Here is a 21,933-nt window from a genome sequence, read left to right on the forward strand (position 1 = left end):
CACATGGGCGAGGGGGTCTGCTGCTTGATCTAGTGGCAGTGACACTGGATCAAGCATTGCACTCGGATGATCTCCCGCTAACGATGTCACCCCAACTTGTCTACAACTAGGCGTTCTGCGGCAAGATCGATCAGGTGACCTCCGCGCACGACGACCTCCCCACCGGCCTGTGGGAGGCCGTTTGGACGTCCGACCTCCGCGACCGTTCCGCGTCCCACCCCGGGGGGACGGTCCTCGGACCGGTCGACCCGGAGGACACGGCCCACGTCCTCACCCGCCACCTGTCCGGCGCCCTGCGCACCGCCCTCACCGGTCTGGGCGCCGAAGACCAACGGGCGCTCGCCGGCCAGGTGCTGGCCCTGCTGGACCGGGCCGGGGCCGCACCGGTCGTGGACGAGAAGGGACGCGTGCAGGAGCTGTACGAGGTGACAGCACCGGGCGGCCTGGCCACGGGGCGGCTGCCGCGCCCGTCGACGCCGCTGTCGGACGCGGCGCTGCTGACGAACGCGCGGGGTGCGCCGGCGCTGGGTGCGGAGCTGCGCCGCGAGCTGGCCAGCGCCGACCGGGTGGACCTGTTGTGCGCGTTCCTCAAGTGGTCGGGTCTGCGGCTTCTCGACGCGGAGCTGCGCGCGTTGCACGACCGCGGCGTGCCGCTGCGGGTCATCACGACGACGTACATGGGCGCCACCGAGCGCCGCGCGGTGGACGCGCTGGTGCGCGACTACGGCGCCGAGGTGAAGGTCATCTACGAGACGACACGGACGCGGCTGCACGCGAAGGCGTGGATCTTCCACCGGGCCACCGGCTACGACACGGCCTACGTCGGCTCGTCCAACCTGTCGTACTCGGCGCTCGTGGAGGGGCTGGAGTGGAACGTGCGCCTGTCGGGCGTGAGCACGCCCGCGCCGCTGGCGACGTTCGAGGCCACCTTCGCCAGCTACTGGGACAACCCGGCCTTCCTGACGTACCGGCCGGACGTCGACGGGCAGCGGTTGGACGACGCGCTGCGCGAGGCCGGCGGTGCGCGCCGGGCCGGAGCGCCGGTGGACATGTCGTCGATCGAGGTGACGGCGCGGCCGCACCAGCAGGAGATGCTCGACCAGCTGGCCGCCGAGCGGCAGCTGCACGACCGGCACCGCAACCTCGTCGTGGCCGCCACGGGCACCGGCAAGACGGTGCTGGCGGCCCTGGACTACCGCGAGCTGTGCCGGCAGCACGGTCGCCGCCTGAGCCTGCTGTTCGTCGCCCACCGGCGGGAGATCCTGCAGCAGGCGCAGCTGACCTACCGGCAGGTGCTGGGCGACGGGGAGTTCGGGGAGTTGCTGGTCGCCGGGGAGCGGCCGCGGTCGGGCCGGCACGTGTTCGCCAGCGTGCAGTCGCTGTCCCGCGAGCGCCTGCTGGGTGTGGGACCGGACGCCTTCGACGTCGTCGTGCTCGACGAGTGCCACCACGCCCCCGCCGACTCCTACCGGCGGGTCGTGGAGCGGCTGCGCCCGGTGGAGCTGCTGGGCCTCACGGCGACCCCGGAGCGCGCCGACGGCGCGGACGTGCTGGCGATGTTCGGCGGGCGCACGGCCACGGAGCTGCGGCTGTGGGACGCGCTCGCCGACGACCTCCTGGTGCCCTTCCACTACTTCGGCCTCAACGACGACGTCGACCTGACCGCGGTGCGGTGGACCCGCGGCCGCTACGACACCGCGGGCCTCGAGGGGCTCTTCACCGGCAACGACGCCCGCGCACGGGTGGTGCTGCGGGAGCTGGAGCGACGGGTCGGCGACGTCCACGGCATGCGGGCACTGGGGTTCTGCGTGTCCGTCGCCCACGCGCAGTACATGGCTCGGGTCTTCCGCGAGGCGGGCATCGCCGCGGAGGCGGTCTCGGGCGAGACCGCGGCCGACGTCCGCGCCGACTCGCTGCGACGGTTGAAGGCCGGCGAGCTGAACGTCCTCTTCGCGGTCGACCTGTTCAACGAGGGCGTCGACATCCCCGAGGTCGACACCGTCCTGTTCCTGCGGCCCACGGAGTCGGCCACAATCTTCCTGCAGCAGCTGGGGCGCGGGCTGCGGACCGCGCACGGCAAGGCGGTGCTGACGGCCCTCGACTTCGTCGGCCACCAGCACGAGGACTTCCGCTTCGACGAGCGCTTCCACGCCCTCACCGGAGTGCCTCGGGGCAAGCTCGTCGACGCGGTCGAGAAGGACTTCCCGTTCCTGCCGGCCGGATGCTCCATCGTCCTCGACCGCGTGGTGCAGGACCGTGTGCTGACGAACCTGCGCCGCCAGCTCAACCCGCGCACCCCCGCCCTCGTCAGCGAGGTCCGCGCCCACGGCTCGCGCGACCTCGCCGGCTTCCTCGGCCACACCGGACGCACGCTGCGCGACGTCGTCAAGGGCGACCGGTCGTGGACGGCGCTCTGCCGGGTGGCGGGTCTCGACGTCCCCGCGGCAGGGGCGGCCGAGTCGGTCCTGCTCAAGCGCGTGGCGGCCGTCGGTCACGTCGACGACCGCTCCCGCGCCGAGGCCTACCGGCAGGTCCTGGACGGGGAGGTGTCCGCGGTGGAGGAGCGGTTCGCCGCGATGCTCGCCGCGTCGCTGTGGCCGTCGCGGACTCCGGCGGACGCCCGTGCCGCGCTCGCCGCCCTCGCCGACGACGAGGCGGTCCGCGAGGAGATGCGGCAGGTCGTCGACATCGCCTACGACAGCGCCCGCCACCCCACGGTCGAGCTGACCGGGTCCCTCGCCCACCTGCCCTTCGCCGTGCACGCCCGGTACTCCCGCGACGAGATCGTCTCCGGGCTCGGCCTCGTCACCCCGAAGCGGCCGCCGGTGCAGTTCCGTGAGGGCGTCGTCTGGTCCGAGGAGCACCAGACCGACGCCCTGCTCGTCACGCTCGCCAAGTCGGAAGCGGAGTACTCCCCCACGACGATGTACCGCGACTACCCGATCACGCGGGAGCTGTTCCACTGGGAGTCGCAGTCGCGGACGACGTTGGCCTCCGCCACCGGGCAGCGGTACGTGCACCACCGCGAGCGGGGCACGCACGTCGTGCTGTTCGCTCGGCAAGCCAAGACCGGTGAGCTCGGCACGGAGCCGTACCTGTTCCTCGGACCCGTCGACCACGTGAGCCACGTGGGCGAGAAGCCCATCGCGATCACGTGGCGGCTGCGGCACCTCATGCCGACGGACTTCTACGCGGAGGCAGCCGTCGTCGCAGCGGGGTGAACCGCCGGCATCGCCGCCGATCTCCAGGTGCACGGGAGTTGCGGGCAGTTGCGCCGTTCGGAGGACGGCGACCGTGATCCTCGTCCACAGTGTTGTCACTGCTCGTCACACCGAGGAGGCACTGTGTCGCTGAAGCACAAGGTTCGCGCTGTCGCGGTCACCGTCACCGCGTCGTCCCTGCTCGTCGTCGCGGCCGAGGCTGCCTCGGCCGGGCTCCGCGTCAACTGAGGAGATCGCCATGTCCCTGAGGACCAAGATTCGCACTGCCGCCATCACGCTCGTCACCAGCGGTTTCGTCGTCGTGGCCGCCGAGGCCGCTTCGGCCGGCGTTCGCTGGTGATGTCGTGTTGAGCGCCCCGGCTCCACAGCAGGAGCCGGGGCGCTCAGCACGCTCCCAGTGAGCTGAGGTCCTCCCGGGAGATCGACATCGCTGGTCCCCGCTCGACAGGTCGCGCACGGTGCGCCCTGCGCCAGCTCTCGAGATCAATACGATGCGTGCGACGCTGAGCTCAGAGGTATCGCCGGGGCGCGACCGTCTCGCACTGCGCCGGACGAGTGGACTTTCGCGCCCCCGATGAGGATCCGAACACGCTGACCGTCAGCACAGAGGTTGCAGCGCAACGGAACGGGCTTGTCCGTACTCCATCGACATCAACCCTCTCGTGTCGGACCCGTCCCCCACGGTCTCCCCACCCACCACGACGGGAGGAGACCCGATGTCCCACCAGCGCGTCCGCCGCGACCGGGTGCGGCTCTGCCGCTGCGGCAAGGTCTACGCCGCCGACCGCAACGCCGCGGTCCTCGTCTTCCGCCGCGCCAACGCGTGGCACCACTTCGACCTGCCCGTGGACTTCTACGTCTGCGCGCACCGCTCCTGGCACTGGACCCGGTCGGTGACGGGCGTCGAGCAGTCGTGGCGGCGTCGCGCGGACCTGCCGGCGGAGGTCGTGGCGTGGCTCGAGGGGCTCGCCGCGTGACCGTGCGCTGGCGCGGCGCGCGGGCTGCGGTTCAGCGGCGCTCGAACAGCCGGGCCGGTTTCCCCACCCGTCCGCTGCTCATCCGCCCCGTCGCCCGCAGGGCGGGTTCCACGCGGCGCCGGAAGGTGTCGCGCGGCAGCGCCTCGCCCGCGACGGCCTCGTGCACCTGCTGCAGCTGCCGCAGCGTGAAGGGGCCGGCGAGCAGGCCGGCGGGGTCGGGGGCGGTGGCGTAGTCCTGCCGGGCGCGCTGGACGCCGAGGCGGACGACGGCGGCGTGGTCGAAGGGCAGCGGGCCGGTGCGGTCCGGCGGGGCGAGCCGCACGTCGTCGCGCTCCGGCGCGTCGCCGAGGAGCTCCCAGGGCACGAGGTCGAGGTGGGCCACCGACAGCACCCAGCCGCGGTCGTCGCGGCGGGGGTCGTCGAAGACGTGCAGCTGGCGGGGGCGCAGGCCCTCGACGTGGGCCTTGGTCCGCAGCGAGCGCAGGACCGCGTCGGCGAGGGTCTCGCCCTCGTGCAGGAACGTGCCGGGCAGGGCCCAGTCGCCGTGCCGGGGGTCGCGCGGGCGCACCAGCAGGACGCGCAGGTCGCCGCCGGGGGACACGGTGAGCACCACGGTGTCCACGGCGACGGACGGGCGCACGTAGCTCGACAGGTCCGCGTCCACCCCTCGATGTTGTCGCAGATGTGCGCTAATGTCGAGTTGTCTCAATCTTGCGCTGACTGAGGAGGCGGCCGTGGACCGTCAGCACCGGGTGATGGGCGCCCTCGTGGGCTCCGCCGTCGGCGACGCCCTGGGCGCCCCGTTCGAGTTCGGCCCGCCGGGCGCGTTCAGCGCCCGCTTCCCCACCGCCGCGCGCGGGACCGCCACCGAGATGTGCGGCGGCGGCTCCCTGGGCTGGGAGCCGGGCGAGTTCACCGATGACACGCAGACGGCGCTGCTCCTCGCGCAGTCGCTGCTGGAGCGCGACGGCCTGGACGAGGCCGACGTCTTCGGCCGGTTCCAGCGCTGGGCGCAGGCCGGCCCGCCGGACATCGGGGTGCAGACGTCCGCGGTGCTGGGCTCCGGGTTGCCGTGGGACACAGCGGCGGCCGAGCACGTGCGCGCCGGGCACCGCGCGGCGGGCAACGGCTCGCTGATGCGCGCCACCCCGGCGGCGCTGTTCTTCGCCCGCGCCGGGCAGCGGGTGACGATGGACGCCGCCCGGCGGATCAGCGCCCTGACCCACGGCGACCCCGCGGCGGGCGAGGGGTGCGCGCTGTTCCACGAGGTGCTGCGGGTGCTGCTGGGGGGCGGGGACGCCGACGACGCCGTTGCCGGCGCGCTGCCGCTGGTGGCGGAGCAGCACCGGACGAAGTGGGCGCGGGTGTGCGACCCGGGCTGGAGGCCCGAAGACGCCACCGAGGGCAACGGCGCGGTGTGGCCGACGCTGGGGTCGGCGCTGTGGGCGCTGCGGAGGTCGACGACGTTCGAGGAGGCGCTGCGCCTGGTGGTCGACCTCGGCGGCGACACCGACACCGTCGCCTGCGTCACCGGGGCGCTCGCCGGTGCCCGCGCGGGCATCACCGGCATCCCGGTCCGCTGGACCTCCGTCCTCCACGAGTACGTCCCGGGGTTCGCGGACCGGACGTGGGAACTGCGCGACCTGCAGCTGCTGGCCGCGCAGCTCGACGGCGCGCGCCACCTGCGCCTGCACGAGCCGGCCGCCACCGCCGGCCTGCCGGCCACGGAGGTCGCCCCGGGCGTGTGGGCGGCCGACCTCGACGGCGCGCGCCGCAGCGACCGCGACTTCGCGGTGGTCTCGCTGTGCCGCACCGGCGGTCGCTTCGGCCACGAGGTGCAGCGCTTCGCCTACCTCACCGACGACGACAGCAACACCGAGCTGGCCACCGTCCTCGACGACGTCCTGGGCGACGTGGCCGCGCTGCGCGCCGAGGGCAGGCGGGTTCTCGTGCACTGCCACGCGGGCGCCTCCCGCACGGGGCTGGTGCTGCGGGCCTGGCTGGTGCGCGAGGAGGGGCTCAGCGCGGAGGAGGCGACGCAGCGGGTGGCGGCGGTGTGGCCGCACCTGGGCACGTGGAACGGGAGCTTCTCAGCGGCGCTGGAGGACCTGGCGCGTCGGGGCTGAGGGATCCGCCGGCCGCGCGCTGCGGCTCCGCGCCGACGACCCGCCTCACACGATCCCGTCCAGCAGCTCCCCCGACAGCACCTGCTCGATGACCATCGTGCTCGCCCCGATCACCCCCGCCCGCGCCCCGGTCCTGCCGGTGACGATCCGCAGGTGCTGCGTGGCGATGGGCGGCGAGCGCCGGTACACGGTCTCCCGCACCCCGGCGAGCAGCTGCTCGCCGGCGGTGGCGAGGCTGCCGCCGACAGCGATGACGGAGGGGTTGAGCAGGCTGACGCACCCGGCGAGCACCCGCCCGAGCGCCCGCCCCGCGTCCCGCACCGCGGCGGCGGCCACCGCGTCCCCCGCGGCGACGAGGGCGGCGACGTCGGCACCCCCCTCCGCGGGCAGACCCTCGGCACGCAGCGCGCCGGCGACGGCGCGGCCGCTGGCGAGGGCCTCCAGGCAGCCGGTGCTGCCGCAGCGGCAGGGGACGTCGGCGCCGCCGGGGACGGCGACGTGGCCGAGGTCGCCGGCGGTTCCCTGGGCGCCGCGGACGATGCGGCCGTCGCTGACGATGCCGGCGCCGATACCGGTGGCGACCTTCACGAAGACGAGGTGGTCGACGTCGGGCCAAGCGGCGGCGTGCTCCCCGACGGCCATCGCGTTGACGTCGTTGTCCACGACGACGGGCAGGACGCCGAGGCGGGCGTGCAGCTCGCCGCGCACGTCGGCGTCGTGCCAGCCGGGCATGATCGGCGGGTTGGTGGGGCGTCCGGTGGCGTGGTCGACGGGGCCGGGCAGGCCGACGCCGATCCCGGCGACGTCGGCGAGCGAGCGCCCCGCCGCGGCGAGCGCCTCGTGTGCGACGGCCGCGACGACGTCCAGCACGGGGGCCGGTCCGTCGCCGATGACGATCGAGCGCAGTTCCTCAGCGAGGACGGTGGCGGCGAGGTCGGTGACGGCGACGCGGGCGTGGGTCGCGCCGAGGTCGACGGCGAGGACGACGCGGGCGGCGGGGTTGAACGCGAACGTCGCCGGGGGCCGGCCGCCGGTGGAGGTGGCCTCCCCGGTGGGGGCGACGAGCCGCGCGGCGATGAGCGCGTCGACGCGCTGGGAGACCGTCGAGCGGGCCTGGCCGGTGAGCTGGGCCAGTTCGGCGCGCGTGCGGGGCCGCCCGTCCCGCAGGAGCTGGAGGGTGGAGCTGAGACCGTCGACGCCGACGTGCCCGGGCATGGCGGACAGTGAAGCACCACTTCCGCCACCCGGGAGGGGGCCGACGGCAGAATGCGAGCGACTTTTGCTTGACGGCCGTCAGAAGCAGTTCTAGTTTCCACCGCATGGTCGAGGACGACCGCACGAGGGCCGACGCGCCCGGCAGTCCCACCGCCCCGCTGCTCGCGGTTCGGGGCATCGTCAAGGAGTTCTCCGGCGTGCGCGCGCTCGACGGGGTGGACCTCGACGTCCGCCCCGGGGAGGTGCACTGCCTGCTCGGGCAGAACGGCGCGGGGAAGTCCACGCTCATCAAGGTCCTGGCCGGCGCGCACCGCCCCACCAGCGGGACGGTGGAGTGGCGCGGGCAGGAGGTCCGGCCCAGTTCCCCGGTGGACGCGCTGCGCACCGGCATCGCCACGATGTACCAGGAACTCGACGTCGTCGACGGCCTCACCGTCGCCGAGAACGTCTACCTGGGCCACGAGCTGTCCCGCGGCGGGGTGACCCGCCGGCACGACGCGCACGCCCGCACCCGCGAACTCCTGCGGCGCCTCGGGCACGGTGACCTGTCCCCCACCCGGGAGGTCGGCACGCTGTCCGCGGCGGGCAAGCAGGTGGTGAGCATGGCGCGGGCCCTCTCGCACGACGCCCGGCTCATCGTCATGGACGAACCGTCCGCGGTGCTGGACTCCGAGGAGGTCGCGAACCTGTTCCGGGTGGTGCGCCAGCTCACCGCCGACGGGGTCGCCGTCCTCTACATCTCTCACCGGCTGGAGGAGATCCGGCAGATCGGCGACCGCATCACCGTCCTCAAGGACGGGCGCACCGTCGCCTCCGGGCTGCCGGTGGCGGGAACCCCGACGGCCGACCTCATCCGCCTCATGACGGGTCGCTCGGTGCAGCGGGTGTTCCCCTCCCGCTCACCGGTGCCCGCCGACGCGCCGCCGCTGCTGGAGGTGCGCCACCTCGCGCTGCGCGGGGTGTTCTCCGACGTCTCGTTCACCGTGCGCGCCGGGGAGGTCGTGGGCCTGGCCGGCCTCGTCGGGTCCGGGCGCTCGGAAGTCCTGGAGACCGTCTACGGCGCGCGGCGCGCCACCGCCGGTGAAGTGCTCGTCGACGGGAAGAAGCTCCGCCCGGGTTCCGTGCCCACGGCCGTGCGTGCCGGGATCGGGCTGGCCCCCGAGGAGCGCAAGGCGCAGGGGCTCCTCCTCGACGAACCTGTTTATCGCAACATCACCCTCTCGACGTTCTCCCGGTTCGCCCGCGGGCCGGTCCTCGACGAGCGGGCCGAGCGGGCCCGCGCGCGCGAGCAGATCGACGCCCTCGACGTGCGGCCCGCCGAGACCGACCGGGCGATCCGCACCCTGTCGGGCGGCAACCAGCAGAAGGCGATGCTGGCGCGCTGGCTCGTGCACGGCTGCCGCGTCCTGCTGCTGGACGAACCCACCCGCGGCGTCGACGTCGGCGCCCGCGCGGAGATGTACGCGCTCGTCAACGACCTCGCCCGCGCCGGCAACGCCGTCGTCGTGGTTTCCAGCGAGATCGAGGAGGTCCTCGGCCTGGCCGACCACGTCCTCGTCCTCGCCGAGGGCCGCGTCGTGCACAGCGGCCCGGCCGCCCAGATCGACGAGCACCGGGTGCTCGACCTCGTCATGGAAGGAAGTGCCGCGTGAGCGAGCAGCAGCCGCCGCCGCTGTCCACGGCGGGCAGCGTCCCCCCCGACCCGGACCGCGAGACGCCGCTGGCGCGCACCGGACCCGCCCCCGGCGCGCCGCCGGCCCGGCGCAACCCCTTCAGCGGCAGCGCCGCCCGCAGCATCGGCCTCGTCATCGCCCTCGCCCTGCTGTGCGGGGTGGGCGTCGCCACCGCCGGGGAGCGGTTCGCCAGCGTCGACAACCTCCTGACGATCCTGCGGCTGGCCGCCGTCTACGGCGTCCTGGCCGTCGGCATGACGTTCGTCATCACCGGCGGCGGCATCGACCTGTCCGTCGGGTCCGTCCTCGGCCTGGCGTCGGTGTGGGCGACGACGCTGGCGACGCAGTCCATCGCGGCGGACGTCCACTGGATCGTCATGGTGAGCACCGCGCTGCTGGTGGGGACGGCGTGCGGGGTGGTCAACGGCGTCCTCATCGCCTACGGGCGGGTCGTGGCGTTCATCGCGACCCTGGCGATGCTCGTCGCCGCCCGGGGCCTGGCGGAGATCATCGCCAACCGCCGCACCCAGCTCGTCACCGTCCGCCCGTTCCTGGAGACGTTCCAGGCCAGCGTCCTGGGGATCCCCGTCATCGTCTGGATGTTCGGGCTGGTGGCGCTGGGCGGCTGGTTCCTGCTGAACCGCACGACGTTCGGCCGCCGCACCGTCGCTGTCGGCGGCAACCCGGAGGCCGCGCGCCTGGCCGGCATCAAGGTGCAGCGGCACACCACCTACCTGTACGCGCTGGCCGGTCTGACCGCCGGTATCGCCGCCGTCATGATGCTGGCCCGCACCACCGCCGGTGCCTCCACCAACGGCCAGCTGTACGAGCTGGACGCCATCGCCGCCGTCGTCGTCGGCGGCACCCTGCTCGCCGGGGGCCGCGGCAGCATCGTCGGCAGCGTCTTCGGGGTGCTGATCTTCGCCACCCTCACGAACGTCTTCACGCAGAACAACCTGTCCATCTCCACGCAGGCCATCGCCAAGGGCGCGATCATCGTCGCCGCCGTCATGCTGCAGCAGCGGTTCGCCGCCCGCTCGCGCAGCACCTGAACCCCCGCACGCCGAGAACCCGCACCGTCCCGAGGACCACCGATCGAGGAGGATCACGTGTCCGCTTCCCGCACCGGCCTGCGCCGATGGCTCGTCAGCGCCGGCGCCGCCGTCAGCACCGTCGCCCTGCTCACCGCCTGCACGTCCAACACCCCCGAGGCGCCCGAGGGCGACGGCGGCGGCCAGGCGGCACCCGCCGCTCCCGCCGGCGCCAACGACGAGCCCGGAGACACCGTCGTCATCGGCTTCTCCGCCCCCGCCGCCGACCACGGCTGGATGGGCGCCATCACCACGGCCGCGCAGGCCGAGGCCGAGCGCTACGAGGACGTCGAGCTGCGCGTCGCCGAGGGCACCAACGACGTCAACCTGCAGATCAGCCAGGTCGAGCAGTTCATCAACGACGGCGTCGACGCCATCGTCCTGCTGCCCTACGACGGGGCCGCGCTCACCCAGGTCGCCACCCGCGCCATGGAGGCCGGCATCCCCGTCGTCAACGTCGACCGGGAGTTCTCCACCCCGTTCGCCGCCCGCACCACCGTCCTCGGCGACAACTACGGCATGGGCGTCTCCGCCGGCACGTACATCTGCGAGCAAGTCGGCGACAACCCGGACGCGGTCGTCGCCGAGATCGCCGGCATCGACTCGCTGCCGCTGACGCAGGACCGCAGCCAGGGCTTCGCCGACGCCCTGGAGGACTGCGGCCTCGACGTCGACAACCGCGTCGCCGCCGACTTCACCGTCCAGGGCGGGCAGGCCGCCGCCGCGAACCTCCTGCAGGCCGCGCCGCAGATCGACGCCCTGTGGAACCACGACGACGACCAGGGCGTCGGCGTCATGGCCGCCATCCAGGAGGCCGGGCGCGACGAGTTCGTCATGGTCGGCGGCGCCGGCTCCGCGAACGTCATGCGGGAGATCCAGGCCGGCGGATCTGTTCTGCAGGCCACCGTCATCTACCCGTCCACCCAGGCCGCCGACGGCATCCGCCTGGCCCGCCTGCTCGTCCAGGGCAAGGCGATGAGCGACCTCGTCGAGGTCGAGGTGCCGCGGACCGTGCAGCTGTACGCGCCCGTGGTCACCGCCGACAACGTCGACCAGTACCTGCCCACCGCGTTCGAGTCCTGACGGCCGGGTCCCCGTGGGCGGGCGACCGCCCGCGGGGACGCTCGTCCGTGGCGACTCGAGAGCCCACCGACGCCGCCCGAAGGCCGCTGCGCTACCTCCTGCAGCCCCGCTGCGCTACCTTCTGCGGGCTCCCTGCGCTACCTTCTGCGGCCCCGCTCCGGTCCTGGCCAGGTCTCGACCGCGGACCGGCTCGGGGCTAGCGCCGGCTCAGATGGCGCTGGCGATCCAGATGATCAGGGCGATCGCCAGCAGGATGCCGACGATGGTCCAGATGAGACCGCTGCCTCGCATGGTGTTCTCCTCTCGTCCGGTGGCCAGTGACGGTAGGAGCGCGCGGCGGGGCCCGCCACTCGAGATCGTGAAGGTCCCTGGGGGGCGCCCAGCGATCACCCGTCCGCGTCGTCACGCCACCGTCGGCACTACAGCCGTCACCGAGCGCGGTCGCCGGACGACGGCCTCGACGCGGTCGGCGGCCGCCACGACGTCCTCGTGCTCCCACACCCGCAGCACCGTCCACCCGGCCTCGGCGAGCCGCTCGTCGGTGTCGCGGTCGCGCGCGACGACGCTCGCCAGCTTCACCCGCCACCACTGCGCGTTGGCCCGCGGCGGGTGGTGGTGCACCGGGCAGGAGTGCCAGAAGCAGCCGTCGACGAACACCGCGACGCGAGCGCCGCGGAACACCAGGTCGGCGCGGCGGCGCCGGTTCGTACCCGGCGGGGTCGTGTCCACGAGGTAGCGCAGGCCGCGGCGGTGCAGCTCGCGGCGCAGCGCGAGCTCGGGACGGGTGTCCCGCCGGCCCGTGCGCCGCATGAGAGCGGCGGTCGCCGCCGACGACGCGGGCGGCGCGGGACCCGGTTCCTGCCACGACGCACCCACCCGAAACCCTCCCCGACCGGTGCCGCGGATCGTGGCAGCCACCACCGACACGACCGCCCGGCGTGCGACCGTCGGGACGACCACGACCCCGGGAGGTCCACGTGCCCGTCACCCACACCGTCGGCGACCTGTTCACCCTCGGCCTGCCGGCGCTCGCCCACGGCTGCAACACCCGCGGCTCCATGGCCGGCGGCATCGCGCGCGAGTTCGAGCGCCGCTGGCCGGCCATGGCCCGCGCGTACCGGCGCGCCTGCGAGGCCGGCGAGTACCGCCTCGGCGACGTCCTGCCCTGGGAGGAGGACGGCGTGGTCGTCTACAACCTCGCCACCCAGGAAGACTGGGGCGCCGACGCGCGGCTGGAGGCGGTCGGCTCCACCGTCCGCGCGGCGCTCGCCGACGCCGCGGCCCGCGGCCTGCCGCGCCTGGGGGTACCCCGCATCGGCGCGGGCATCGGCGGCCTGCCCTGGCCGGACGTGCGAGACGTCCTCGACCGGGCCGGGCAGGAGTCGCCCGTCGAGCTCGTCGTCGTCAGCCGCCCGCGGTCCGCCGGGTGAGCCCTGGACGCGGCCTGCCAGGGTGGGCGCACGACCCCCGACGACGAGGAGCCGCACCGTGACCGGAACCAGCACCCGACCGCTCGGCGCCACCGGCGCGGACGTCACCGCCCTGACCCTCGGCACGTCCGCGCTGGGCCGCACCGAGCGCGTCGACGACGACACCGCCGCGCAGGTGCTCGCCACCGCGCTGGACGCCGGGCTGACCGTGGACACCAGCAACGAGTACGGCGGCGGGAACAGCGAGGTCCGCGTCGGCCGGGCGTGGGCCGCCCGGCCCGGCACCGCCTCGACGCTCGCCACGAAGGTGGACCCCCTGCCCGGCGGGCCGTTCGACGCCGAGCGGGTGCGCACCTCGATCGCGGAGTCGCGCGAGCGGCTCGGGACCGACCACCTGCCGCTGGTGTCGCTGCACGACCCCGAGCGGATCAGCTTCGAGGACGCGGTCGCGCCGGACGGGCCGTGGCGGGCGCTGCTGGAGCTGCGCGAGCAGGGTGTCGTCGGCGCCGTCGGGGTCGCCGGCGGGCCGGTGGGCCTGCTGCGGCGGTTCGTCGCCACGGGCGAGGCGCAGTACGTCGTCACCCACAACCGGTGGACGCTGCTGGACCGCTCCGCGGACGCCCTGCTGGACGACTGCGCCGAGCGCGGTCTCGGGGTGTTCAACGCCGCGCCGTTCGGCGGTGGCCTGCTCGCCAAGGGCCCCGGCGCTCCCGGCGCGACGTACGCGTACCGCGAGGCCCCGCCCGCGTTGCTCGACGCGGCCACCGCGATGGCCGCCGCGTGCGAGCGCCACGGCACCGACCTGGCGACCGCGGCGCTGGTGTTCAGCCTGCGCGAGCCGCGGGTGACGTCGACGATCGCCGGCGTGACGCGGGTGGAGCAGTGGGAGCGGGCGCTCGCGCAGGCCGGGGCGGACCTGCCCGACGAGCTGTTCGCCGAACTGGAGGAGCACCTGCCGGGGCGCGAGCACTGGCTGCTGGCCCGGGAGAGCTGAACCGGTCAGGGGCGCCGCAACCGCGCCGCCCGCGCGGTGAGCCCCTGCACGACGTCGTGGCGCGCGCCCGGCAGTCCGCTCAGCGCAGGCCTGTCGGTCCTCGCCACCACGTCGTCGACGACCTCCTCCGCGACCGTCCGCGGAACCCGCCACGAGGCCACCTCGGCCAGGACGTCGTCGCGGGCCACCTCGTCGACCCTCCACCGCCCGGCGACGGCCATCGCCATCCGCTCGTCCAAGGGAGCGGCGCCGGGGGTCCTGGCGAGGTGGACCGTCGGCACGACGTCGTACAGGGGCGCCAGCCGGCGGTGCCCGGGCTCCAGCAGCAACGACAGGTTCCGGGCGTGGGCATCGGCGTTGCCGACGAGAACGGTGACGAGCAGAGCGCGGACCAGCGCCTGCAGCTCACCGCGCGGGTCTGTCGCGACGGCCCGGAGGACGGCTGCGACGTCGCGCCACCCCGGCCCGCCGTCCACCTCGTACTTCGCCTCGGGCAGCCGACCGCAGGCCTGGCAGAAGTCCTCCTGGTGCAGCCGGCGCACCCTCCCGCCGGCGCTCACCTCGCGGTCGTACCGGGTGACGGCCAGGACGGCCCGCCCGCCGACGTCGAGCACCCGCGCCGCGGCCGCCCCGGCACCCAGGTGAGCGGCGACGGCCAGCCCGAAGAGCTCGGCGTCCACGAGGTCGGGGAACGTGTCGGGCTGCGGTTTGAGCAGGTGCGTGGACGGTGCCCCACCCACGGGCCGAGCCCAGCGCCCGTCGGGGAGCCGGGTCAGCAGGAGCTTGTCCTGCCGGCCCGCCAGGGACAGCCGCACGCCGTCCCCCGCGCCCAGGGGGTGCCGCGGCAGGTCGGCGATCGCCCGCACCAGCTGCTGGTCGTCCAGTGGTTCCGCGGCGCCGAGGTCGTCGACCGGTTCCTCGCCCGCCGGGAGCACCTGCACCGCTCCCGCGCAGTCGGCCCCGATGGCGGCGAGCAGGCGTCCCGCGTCGCCGCGGGGGACGCCGAACCGCTGCTCCAGGACGGTGCGGAACTCCCCCTCGGGCAGCAGCCCCTCGACGAAGGGACGGGTCGCCCCGAGGGTGTGGGGCTCGCTCCGCACCGGGAGCGCGGCCGACAGGAGGACGGCCCCCTCGCCCCACCGCTCGACCGCGGCGGCGGTGTACCGCAGCCTGAGGTGGCGGCTGCGCACCTCGACGAGCTCGGCCACCCGCTCGCCGCGCAGCCACACCTGCAGCGGGCTGGGCCTGGCGCTCACCCCTCCTCCAGGCCGGCGCGGGGGACGACGGCGAGGTCGTGGCCGAGCACCGCGAGCAGGTCGAGGAGCCGCCGCACCTGCAGCGAGACGTCACCGGTCTCCAAGACGCTGAGGTACTGGCGGCTCACCCCGGCCCACTCGGCCAGCTCCTGCTGGTTCATGCCCGCGGCCCGGCGCAGGTCGGCGAGCGCCTGCCCGAGCTGCTCCGGCGTGGCGACCCGTCGGACACCTCGATTGCCAGGATTTCCGGTCATCGCGGACCATCATGCCTCTCGCCAGGATTTTCCGGCAAGACGACAGCCCCAGGCCGCCCCTCCCCTCCACGGGGCGGCCCGGGCACGGCCCCACCACCCGGCTCGTCGGCCGCGGCGTCCCCCGCAGCGCGCGGCCTGGGACGCGCACGAGCGGTGGGGCACGACGTCGAGGGTGCCGAGTTCGGGAGGCGCCGTCGTCGGACCGCGGGGTGATCATCACGTGCTCCCGCGGTCGTACGCGCCCTCGCGGGCGGAGACCGTCCCGGCTCCGGCGAGCGGCGCCTCAGCGGCGGAACCGCCCCGGCTGGAACGGCTCCAGCAGCGGGTGAACGGTGCCCGTGAGCACCTGGTGCGCGAGCAGCTCCCCGGCGATCAGCCCGAGCGTCGCCCCGGAGTGGGTGAACGCGACGTGGCAGCCGGGCACCTCGTCCAGTTCACCGAGGACGGGTTCGCCGTCGGCGGGCACGGGTTTGCGCCCGGCTCGCCACGACGCCGCCCGCAGCGCCGGACGGCCGGCCAGCAGGGCCGACGCCTCGCCGAGCAGCTCCCCGACGACCTCCTCGTCGACGGTGCAGCCGTCGGGGCCTTCCACGATCCGCTGCTCGTACCAGTCGTGGTCGACGGCGAAACGCCCGCCGGGGTGCGGGCGCAGCGCCGCCCGCGGGGTGTTGAGCACGACGCGGGCGTCGCTGTCGACCGGCTCGGTGACCACGAGCGCCGACAGCGGCGAGGCGTCGGGCAGGTCCACGCCAAGCGCGGCGAGGACCGCGGGGGTTCCCGCGCCGCAGGCCACGACGACCGCGTCCGCGCGGTGGACGTCCCCGGCCGCCGTGCGGACCCCGCGGGCGCGGCCGTCCTCCACCAGCACCGAGCACCGGCCCGCACCGATGACGACCCGCCCACCGGCGGCGGTCAGCTCGGCGGCCAGGTGCTCGACCAGGTGCGGCAGCGACACCCACCCCTCGCCGGGGTTGTGGACCGCGAGGTGGCCGGCGTCCCCCGGCTCCACCCCGGGCACCGGCGGTTCCTCGCGGGTCACGAGCCGGGAGTCGTAGCCGTGAGCGACCTCGGTGGCGTGGCGCTCGCGGGGGGCGTCCTCGTCGTCCGGCGTCGTCCACCACAGCCCGCCGTCGAAGCGCAGCCACTCCCGCGAGGGGTCCGCGGCGAACAGGGTGCGGTAGCGGTCGATCCCGACGCTGCGCAGCAGGTGGTAGGCGTCCGAGCGCGCGCCGGCGGAGTTCAACCACGACAGCGAGCGCCCGGACGCCCCGCTGGCCAGCTCGTCCTCGGTGACGAGGACGACGTCGGCGCCGGCGCGTCGCAGGTGCGCGGCCGTCGAGACGCCCAGCACGCCGCCGCCGAGGACGACGACGCTGCGCGGGCCCGGGGTGCTGGTCACCGGCCCAGCCTGCCCGAGGCTGCACCGGACGGCGGCCGCGGGCAGGCTGGGCCGGTGACCGGTGGAGGGGTCGTGCGCGTCGAGGTCGACGCGGCGCTGCGCGACCTGCTGCCGCGGCGGGCGCGCGCGGGCGGTGCCGTCGACGTCCCGCACGAGGAGCACGCCACCGCCGGGCACGTGGTGCAGTCCCTCGGCGTCCCGCTGCCGGAGGTCGGTGCGCTGGTGCTGGACGGGGCCGCCGTGGGCGCCGAGGCCCGCCCGGCCGCGGGCGCCGTGCTGCGGGTGTCGCCGGTGCGGCGGCCGCAGCCGGTGCCGGCCGGCGGTTTCCTGCTCGACGTGCACCTGGGGACGCTGGCGCGCCGGATGCGGCTGCTCGGCCTGGACGTCGCCTGGTCCGCGCACGCCGACGACCCCGACCTCGTCGAGCGGGCCGTCGCGCAGGACCGCGTCCTGCTGACCCGCGACCGGGGCCTGCTGCTGCGCCGGGCGCTGCGCCGCGGAGCGCTCGTGCGCGGCGACGGCCCCGACGCCGAGCTGGCCGACGTCCTCGACCGGTTCGCGCCCGCCCTGCGGCCGCTGACGCGCTGCACGCGCTGCGGCGCACCGCTGGAGGCGGTCGGCAAGGACGAGGTCGAGGACCGGCTGCCGGCGGGGACGCGGCGCAGCTACGAGGAGTTCTCCCGCTGCACCGCCTGCGCGGCGCTGTACTGGCGCGGCGCGCACGCGCGCCGGATCGACGACCTGCTGCGCCGGGCCGGTGCCGCGTGAGCGGGCTCGACCCGCTGGACGTCGGTGCCCGGGTCGCCGGTCTGCTCGCCACCGGTCGGCGCGTGTCCACGTACAAGCTGGCGACGCTGTCCGCGCTGCTGCAGCACTGCCTGGAGCACCCCGCCGGGCCGGCGGACGCCCTCACCGTCCCGATCACCGACCTCGCCGACCGGGTCGTCGAGCTGTACTGGCCGCAGGTGCGGCCCTTCGGCGACCTCGGGCCGCTGCGGCAGAACGAGCAGGCCGGGCGTTCCACCCGCACCCTGCTGGACCGGGTCGCCGCCCTGCGCGCGGCCGCCGGCGCCGCGGGTCTGGCTACCCCCGCGCAGGCGCGCGCCGCCGACCCCGCCGGGTGGGCGCGCGAGCGCCGCGAGGTGGCGCGCACCCTGGCGCAGCAGCCGCTGTTCGCGCTGCAGCGCACGGGGAACGGCGACCGGGCGCGGCCGTTCCTGTACGACGACGGGTGGCTGTCGAAGAAGGTGACGACCCGCGACCTGGACGCCCACGGCTGGAGCGTCGAGCTGCTGCCCGGTGTCGCGCACGCCCTGGCGCGGGTGTCGGGGTTGCTGCAGCCGGTCGTGCAGCGCTGGTGGGTCACCGACGTGCAGCGGATGAACCGCGCCGAGCTGGCCGCCCCGGACGTCGAGGCGTTCTTGTTCGGCGCCGACCGGATCGACCTGGGGCCCGTGCGCGCCGGCCTGCGCGACCTGCAGTCCGGCCGCTGCTTCTACTGCGGCACCGGCCTGGGCGAGGAGACGCACGTCGACCACGTCCTGCCGTGGTCGCGCACGGGCATCGACGGTCTCGCCAACCTCGTCCTGGCCGACCCGCGGTGCAACGGCGACAAGTCCGCGACGCTGCCCGCGGTGCACCACGTCACCGCCGCCCTGCACCGCCCGCCCGGCGACCTCGCCGCCCTGGCCGCACCGCTGCGCTGGCCGCTGGAGCGCGAGCGCGTCCTCGGCGCCGCGCGCACCCTGTACCGCACGAGCCCGCCGGGCACGCCGCTGTGGCGGGCGCGCGGCGCGTACGACCTGCTCGACCCGACGGCGGTGCCCGGATGGGCGGGCGCGCCTACCGTGGGCCGATGAGCGCGCGCCGACGCCGTCACGTCCTCGCCCTCCTCGTCGCCGCGGTCGTCGTCGGCGCGGCGGTCGCCGTGGGCGCGTCGCTGCGGGATCCCGCACCGCGGGGCGGCGCCCCGACCGCGGGCAGCACGACGGACCCCGGTGACGCCGCCGGCACCCGGCTCGCGGACGAGTTCCCCGGCGTCGAGGCGACCTGCCCGCCGGGCGGGACGACAGCGCGCGTCACCGTGGCGCCCGGCGCGCTCGCCCCCGGCGCGCACCGCGTCACCGTGGAGTGGATGGACGCCGCCGACGCGCAGCTCGGCACCGCCACCGCGGACGTCGAGGTCACCGGCGACGCGGAGGTGGTCGTGGACGTGCCCGGCGGGGTCGCCGGCGCCGCCGTGTGCCGGGTCGCGGCCGTCGAGCCCCGCTGACCCGTCCCGGCCGGGCAGGACGACGACGGGCCCACCCACTCCTGCCGTGATCTTGCAGGTAGTCCCAGCAAGATCACGGTGGGAGGGGGCGGGACGACGAGGGGCCCGCGCGCTGGGGGACGATGCTGCCCGTGCCCGTCGCCGCCCGTCCCGCCCCGCCGTCCACGGCCCCGCCGCGCACGCACCGCCTCGACGTCGCCCTCGCGGCCCTCCTCGGCACCGCGGTCGTCACCTGGCTGGGGCTGGCGCAGTGGAACCTCGGCCGCGCCGGCGCGTACGACCTCGGGATCTTCGTGCAGGCCGCGCAGTCGTGGGTCGCCGGTGAGCTGCCGCGCAGCGAGATCCGCACCCCCGGCGGGTGGCTGCTGTTCGGGGAGCACTTCTCCCCCGTCACCGTCCTGTTCGGGGCGGCGTGGGCGCTGTGGCAGGACCCGCGCTCCCTGCTCGTCGCGCAGGGGATCAGCCTCGGTGTCGCGGCAGGGCTGCTGCAGCGCACCGCGTCCCGGCACGTGGGCCGCGGCGGCGCGTGGGCCGTCACCGTCCTGTTCGTCCTGTCGTACGGCGTCGTGGCGATGGCGACGTTCGACGTGCACGAGGTCGCGTTCGCGGTGCCGCTGCTCGTCGGGGCGCTGTCGGCCGTGCTGGAACGGCGGGTCCGCGCCGCGGTGGCGTGGTCGCTGCCGCTGCTGCTCGTCAAGGAGGACCTCGGCCTGAGCGTCGGCGCGATGGCGGTGCTGCTGTTCCTGCGCGCGCGCACGGGCGCCGAACGGCGCTGGGCGGTGGCGCTCGCGCTGGCCGCCGTCGCCGGGCTCGTGGGGGCGGCGTTCGTCATCCAGGCCGCGAACCCGTCGGGGCAGAACCCCTTCGCACCGGCGTTCGCCTCGCTGTTCGGCGGCGGGTCGTCGGGCGGGTCGTCGGACGGGTCGGCCCCCGTCGGGCCGAAGGTCGCGCTGGTGCTCACCGCGCTCGCCGCGGGCGGGTTCTGCTGGGTCGCCTCGCCGCTCGCGCTCGTCGCCCTGCCCACCGTGGGGTGGCGGCTGGTGACGTCGGTGGAGAACCACACCTCCACGGGGTTCCACTACGACGCGGTGCTCATGCCGGTCGTGGCGCTCGCCGTCGTGGACGTCGCCTCCCGCACCCGGCACCGCCGGGCCGTCCTCGCGCTGGCGCTGGTGTGCGGGCTGGCCGCCAGCGCCGTGAACACCGCCCGCCACGGCGACGACCCGAACCCCTTCGACGCCGACGCCTGGCGGCCCGGCCCCGTCGCCCGCGACCTCGTCGCCGTCCGCGACGAGCTGCCGCGCGGGGCGGTCGTCGCCGCCGACGCCGACTCCGGCGCCTACCTGACCGGCCGCGGCGACCTCGTCGTGCGCGAGGCCGCCGCCCGGTTCGCCAACCCCGCGGAGTGGATGGTGCTGAACCTGGCGCGCGGCAACCGCGCCGCGAAGGAGTCCACGGTGGCGGCGGCGAGCGCAGCCCCGGACGTGCGGGTGGTGCGCCGCGGGGACGTCGTCGCGCTCGGGTTCGCCTGCGAGGGCCTGGTGCGCATCGACGGCGGCCCCGACGACCTGCCCGACCCGGTGTGGGTCACCGGCTGCTGACTCAGGCGGTGACCTCCGCCAGCCACGTGAACGCCTCGCGCTGCATGGCGGCGTCGAACACGTGCCCGGCCTCGTGCAGCGAGCCGGTGTAGGGGCCGTCGCCGTAGCGGGCGCGGATCCGCTCGTCCGCGCGGCGCATCCCCTCCGCGGGGAACAGCTCGTCGCGCGTCCCGAACTGCACCAGCAGCGGGCGCGGCGCCGCCGCGGCCACCACGTCCGGCCAGTCCCCGACCCGGCCCAGCCCGGGCGACACCAGCGCCCAGCTGTGACCGTGCAGGTGTTCCGGCAGGAGTTCGCGCAGCGTCGACGTCATGCACGTGACGACCACCGCGGCCGCTGGCGCACCCAGCGCCGACGCGACGGCCGCGCGCGCCCCGCCGCCCGACAGGCCGAGGAGCGCCGTGCGGTCCGCGTCGACGCCCGGGAAGCCGGTGAGCACCCGGTGCGCCAGCAGGTCCTCGCGCGCGACCACCCCCGCCCACGACGTGCCCAGGACGCCGAGCGCCTTGGCGACCGCGTCCTCCGCCGGCCCCGCGTGCACGTCGTACTCGGCGGCCTCGTCGGGGACCTCCCCGCGCGCGCAGCGGGCCGCCAGGTCGAGGGCGGCCACGTGCTCGCTGCGCGCCGGCATCCCCGCCACCGGCAGGCGCCTGCTGCCCCAGCCGTAGGCGTCGTGGACGAGGACGGCCCGGCCGGTGCGCGCCAGGTCCTCCGCGACCGGCCGCCCGTCGTACAGGTCGTCGCGCACCCGCTGCAGCACCGGGTGGACGGGCCGCCCGTCGGCGCCGTCGGCGAGCTTGTCGAGGCCGAACCGCTTCAGGCCGCCGTGGCAGTGCAGGTGCAGCGCCCCCGGCAGCGTCGACCGCTCCCCCGCCGGGCGCAGCAGCCGGCCGGCGACCCGCGGGCCGAACCCCGCGTCCCACGACAGCTCCGTCCCGTCCAGGCCGTCGCGGGTCCACTCGGCCTCCACCCGCACGTCGAGGTCGACCGGGGGTTCCAGAAGCCCGAGCACCGCGCGCAGGCGGCGCGACACCTCCTCGCCCGAGGGGTCGTCGTCGCCGAAGAGCGGCCAGCTGCGGGCCGCCAGCTCCACCAGCCCCTCGGGGACGCCCAGGCGTCCGTGCGTCCCGCTGCGCTCCACGGTCCCTCCGCTCGGTCGACGACGGTGTCGGCCCGACCCTAGTGATCTGCCACGGCGGGCCGAGCACCACGAACATTCCGTGGACGGTGCCACCGCGGCGGAGCAGGACCTGTCCGCTCGCCCCGTCGTCCGGCGGTGCACGCGGCCACGCAGGGCGATCGCCGTCCTGCGTTCGAACGCTCACCTCGTGACGTGAGCGA

19 protein-coding genes are annotated in these 21,933 nt (G+C 75.5%); 12 read left to right on the forward strand and 7 right to left on the reverse strand.

Annotated elements, in window-relative coordinates; translation table 11 throughout:
* Window positions 1-134: 134 nt before the first annotated feature.
* The gene (locus ACRYMY_RS04880) at window positions 135-3,221 is read left to right on the forward strand and encodes a DUF3427 domain-containing protein (RefSeq protein ID WP_432546146.1); all 3,087 of its coding nucleotides are present in this window, start codon (window positions 135-137) and stop codon (window positions 3,219-3,221) included.
* Between the two features lie 716 nt (window positions 3,222-3,937).
* Window positions 3,938-4,198 (forward strand): hypothetical protein, encoded by a 261-nt coding sequence (locus ACRYMY_RS04885; protein WP_369068375.1) that lies wholly within the window; start codon window positions 3,938-3,940, stop codon window positions 4,196-4,198.
* Window positions 4,199-4,229: 31 nt separating this feature from the next.
* On the opposite strand, the gene ACRYMY_RS04890 is transcribed toward ACRYMY_RS04885, so the two are convergent.
* Window positions 4,230-4,862: an NUDIX hydrolase gene (locus tag ACRYMY_RS04890; protein WP_432546147.1), complete on the reverse strand. Its 633-nt coding sequence runs from the start codon at window positions 4,860-4,862 to the stop codon at window positions 4,230-4,232.
* 70 nt (window positions 4,863-4,932) lie between these two features.
* Here ACRYMY_RS04890 and ACRYMY_RS04895 point away from each other — a divergent pair, with 70 nt between their 5' ends.
* Complete coding sequence (locus ACRYMY_RS04895) at window positions 4,933-6,324, forward strand: ADP-ribosylglycohydrolase family protein (protein WP_432546148.1); 1,392 nt, start codon at window positions 4,933-4,935, stop codon at window positions 6,322-6,324.
* A gap of 45 nt (window positions 6,325-6,369) precedes the next feature.
* On the opposite strand, the gene ACRYMY_RS04900 is transcribed toward ACRYMY_RS04895, so the two are convergent.
* The gene (locus ACRYMY_RS04900) at window positions 6,370-7,539 is read right to left on the reverse strand and encodes an ROK family transcriptional regulator (protein WP_432546149.1); all 1,170 of its coding nucleotides are present in this window, start codon (window positions 7,537-7,539) and stop codon (window positions 6,370-6,372) included.
* Between the two features lie 104 nt (window positions 7,540-7,643).
* Between ACRYMY_RS04900 and ACRYMY_RS04905 the strand changes: the two genes are divergently transcribed.
* Genes ACRYMY_RS04905 through ACRYMY_RS04915 form a run of 3 tightly spaced genes read left to right on the forward strand, consistent with a single transcriptional unit; the run spans window position 7,644 to window position 11,386 of the window.
* Window positions 7,644-9,191 (forward strand): sugar ABC transporter ATP-binding protein, encoded by a 1,548-nt coding sequence (locus ACRYMY_RS04905; protein ID WP_432546150.1) that lies wholly within the window; start codon window positions 7,644-7,646, stop codon window positions 9,189-9,191.
* Window positions 9,188-10,264 (forward strand): ABC transporter permease, encoded by a 1,077-nt coding sequence (locus ACRYMY_RS04910; RefSeq protein WP_432546151.1) that lies wholly within the window; start codon window positions 9,188-9,190, stop codon window positions 10,262-10,264. Before ACRYMY_RS04905 ends, ACRYMY_RS04910 begins: the two co-directional genes overlap by 4 nt.
* A gap of 57 nt (window positions 10,265-10,321) precedes the next feature.
* A complete protein-coding gene (locus tag ACRYMY_RS04915) occupies window positions 10,322-11,386 on the forward strand; it encodes a substrate-binding domain-containing protein (protein ID WP_432546152.1) in 1,065 nt (354 codons plus the stop codon).
* 402 nt (window positions 11,387-11,788) lie between these two features.
* Here the strand turns inward: ACRYMY_RS04915 and ACRYMY_RS04920 are convergent, their stop codons facing one another.
* Window positions 11,789-12,262 carry a very short patch repair endonuclease gene (locus ACRYMY_RS04920; RefSeq protein ID WP_432546153.1) on the reverse strand — a complete coding sequence of 158 codons (474 nt, stop codon included), beginning with the start codon at window positions 12,260-12,262 and terminating at the stop codon, window positions 11,789-11,791.
* Between the two features lie 101 nt (window positions 12,263-12,363).
* Between ACRYMY_RS04920 and ACRYMY_RS04925 the strand changes: the two genes are divergently transcribed.
* Together ACRYMY_RS04925 and ACRYMY_RS04930 are read left to right on the forward strand one after the other, a co-directional pair.
* Complete coding sequence (locus ACRYMY_RS04925; protein ID WP_432546154.1) at window positions 12,364-12,816, forward strand: macro domain-containing protein; 453 nt, start codon at window positions 12,364-12,366, stop codon at window positions 12,814-12,816.
* Between the two features lie 58 nt (window positions 12,817-12,874).
* Entirely contained in the window at window positions 12,875-13,810 is a 936-nt protein-coding gene (locus tag ACRYMY_RS04930) for an aldo/keto reductase (RefSeq protein WP_432546155.1), read from the forward strand.
* A 5-nt stretch (window positions 13,811-13,815) separates the two neighbouring features.
* Here ACRYMY_RS04930 and ACRYMY_RS04935 read toward each other — a convergent pair whose 3' ends face one another.
* From ACRYMY_RS04935 to ACRYMY_RS04945, 3 genes are all read right to left on the reverse strand, one after another.
* Window positions 13,816-15,066: a HipA domain-containing protein gene (locus tag ACRYMY_RS04935; RefSeq protein WP_432546156.1), complete on the reverse strand. Its 1,251-nt coding sequence runs from the start codon at window positions 15,064-15,066 to the stop codon at window positions 13,816-13,818.
* Window positions 15,063-15,320, reverse strand: coding sequence for a helix-turn-helix domain-containing protein (locus ACRYMY_RS04940; RefSeq protein WP_432546157.1), 258 nt, complete (start codon window positions 15,318-15,320; stop codon window positions 15,063-15,065). The genes ACRYMY_RS04935 and ACRYMY_RS04940 overlap by 4 nt, the downstream gene beginning before the upstream one ends.
* 283 nt (window positions 15,321-15,603) lie before the next feature.
* A complete protein-coding gene (locus ACRYMY_RS04945; RefSeq protein WP_432546158.1) occupies window positions 15,604-16,719 on the reverse strand; it encodes an NAD(P)/FAD-dependent oxidoreductase in 1,116 nt (371 codons plus the stop codon).
* Between the two features lie 54 nt (window positions 16,720-16,773).
* Between ACRYMY_RS04945 and ACRYMY_RS04950 the strand changes: the two genes are divergently transcribed.
* The 4 genes from ACRYMY_RS04950 (at window position 16,774) to ACRYMY_RS04965 (ending at window position 20,592) form a co-directional block, all read left to right on the forward strand.
* Window positions 16,774-17,487, forward strand: a complete 714-nt coding sequence (locus tag ACRYMY_RS04950) for a Mut7-C RNAse domain-containing protein (protein WP_432546159.1) — start codon at window positions 16,774-16,776, stop codon at window positions 17,485-17,487.
* Complete coding sequence (locus ACRYMY_RS04955; RefSeq protein ID WP_432546160.1) at window positions 17,484-18,578, forward strand: HNH endonuclease; 1,095 nt, start codon at window positions 17,484-17,486, stop codon at window positions 18,576-18,578. Before ACRYMY_RS04950 ends, ACRYMY_RS04955 begins: the two co-directional genes overlap by 4 nt.
* On the forward strand, window positions 18,575-18,991 hold the full coding sequence (locus ACRYMY_RS04960; RefSeq protein ID WP_432546161.1) for a hypothetical protein: 417 nt from the start codon (window positions 18,575-18,577) through the stop codon (window positions 18,989-18,991). Before ACRYMY_RS04955 ends, ACRYMY_RS04960 begins: the two co-directional genes overlap by 4 nt.
* A gap of 131 nt (window positions 18,992-19,122) precedes the next feature.
* Window positions 19,123-20,592, forward strand: coding sequence for a DUF2079 domain-containing protein (locus tag ACRYMY_RS04965; protein WP_432546162.1), 1,470 nt, complete (start codon window positions 19,123-19,125; stop codon window positions 20,590-20,592).
* Window position 20,593: 1 nt separating this feature from the next.
* On the opposite strand, the gene ACRYMY_RS04970 is transcribed toward ACRYMY_RS04965, so the two are convergent.
* Window positions 20,594-21,733 carry an alpha/beta hydrolase gene (locus tag ACRYMY_RS04970; protein WP_432546163.1) on the reverse strand — a complete coding sequence of 380 codons (1,140 nt, stop codon included), beginning with the start codon at window positions 21,731-21,733 and terminating at the stop codon, window positions 20,594-20,596.
* Window positions 21,734-21,933: the final 200 nt, after the last annotated feature.

Origin of the sequence: Kineococcus haloalkalitolerans, assembly GCF_050871905.1 — a bacterium.
Classification (GTDB): domain Bacteria; phylum Actinomycetota; class Actinomycetes; order Actinomycetales; family Kineococcaceae; genus Kineococcus.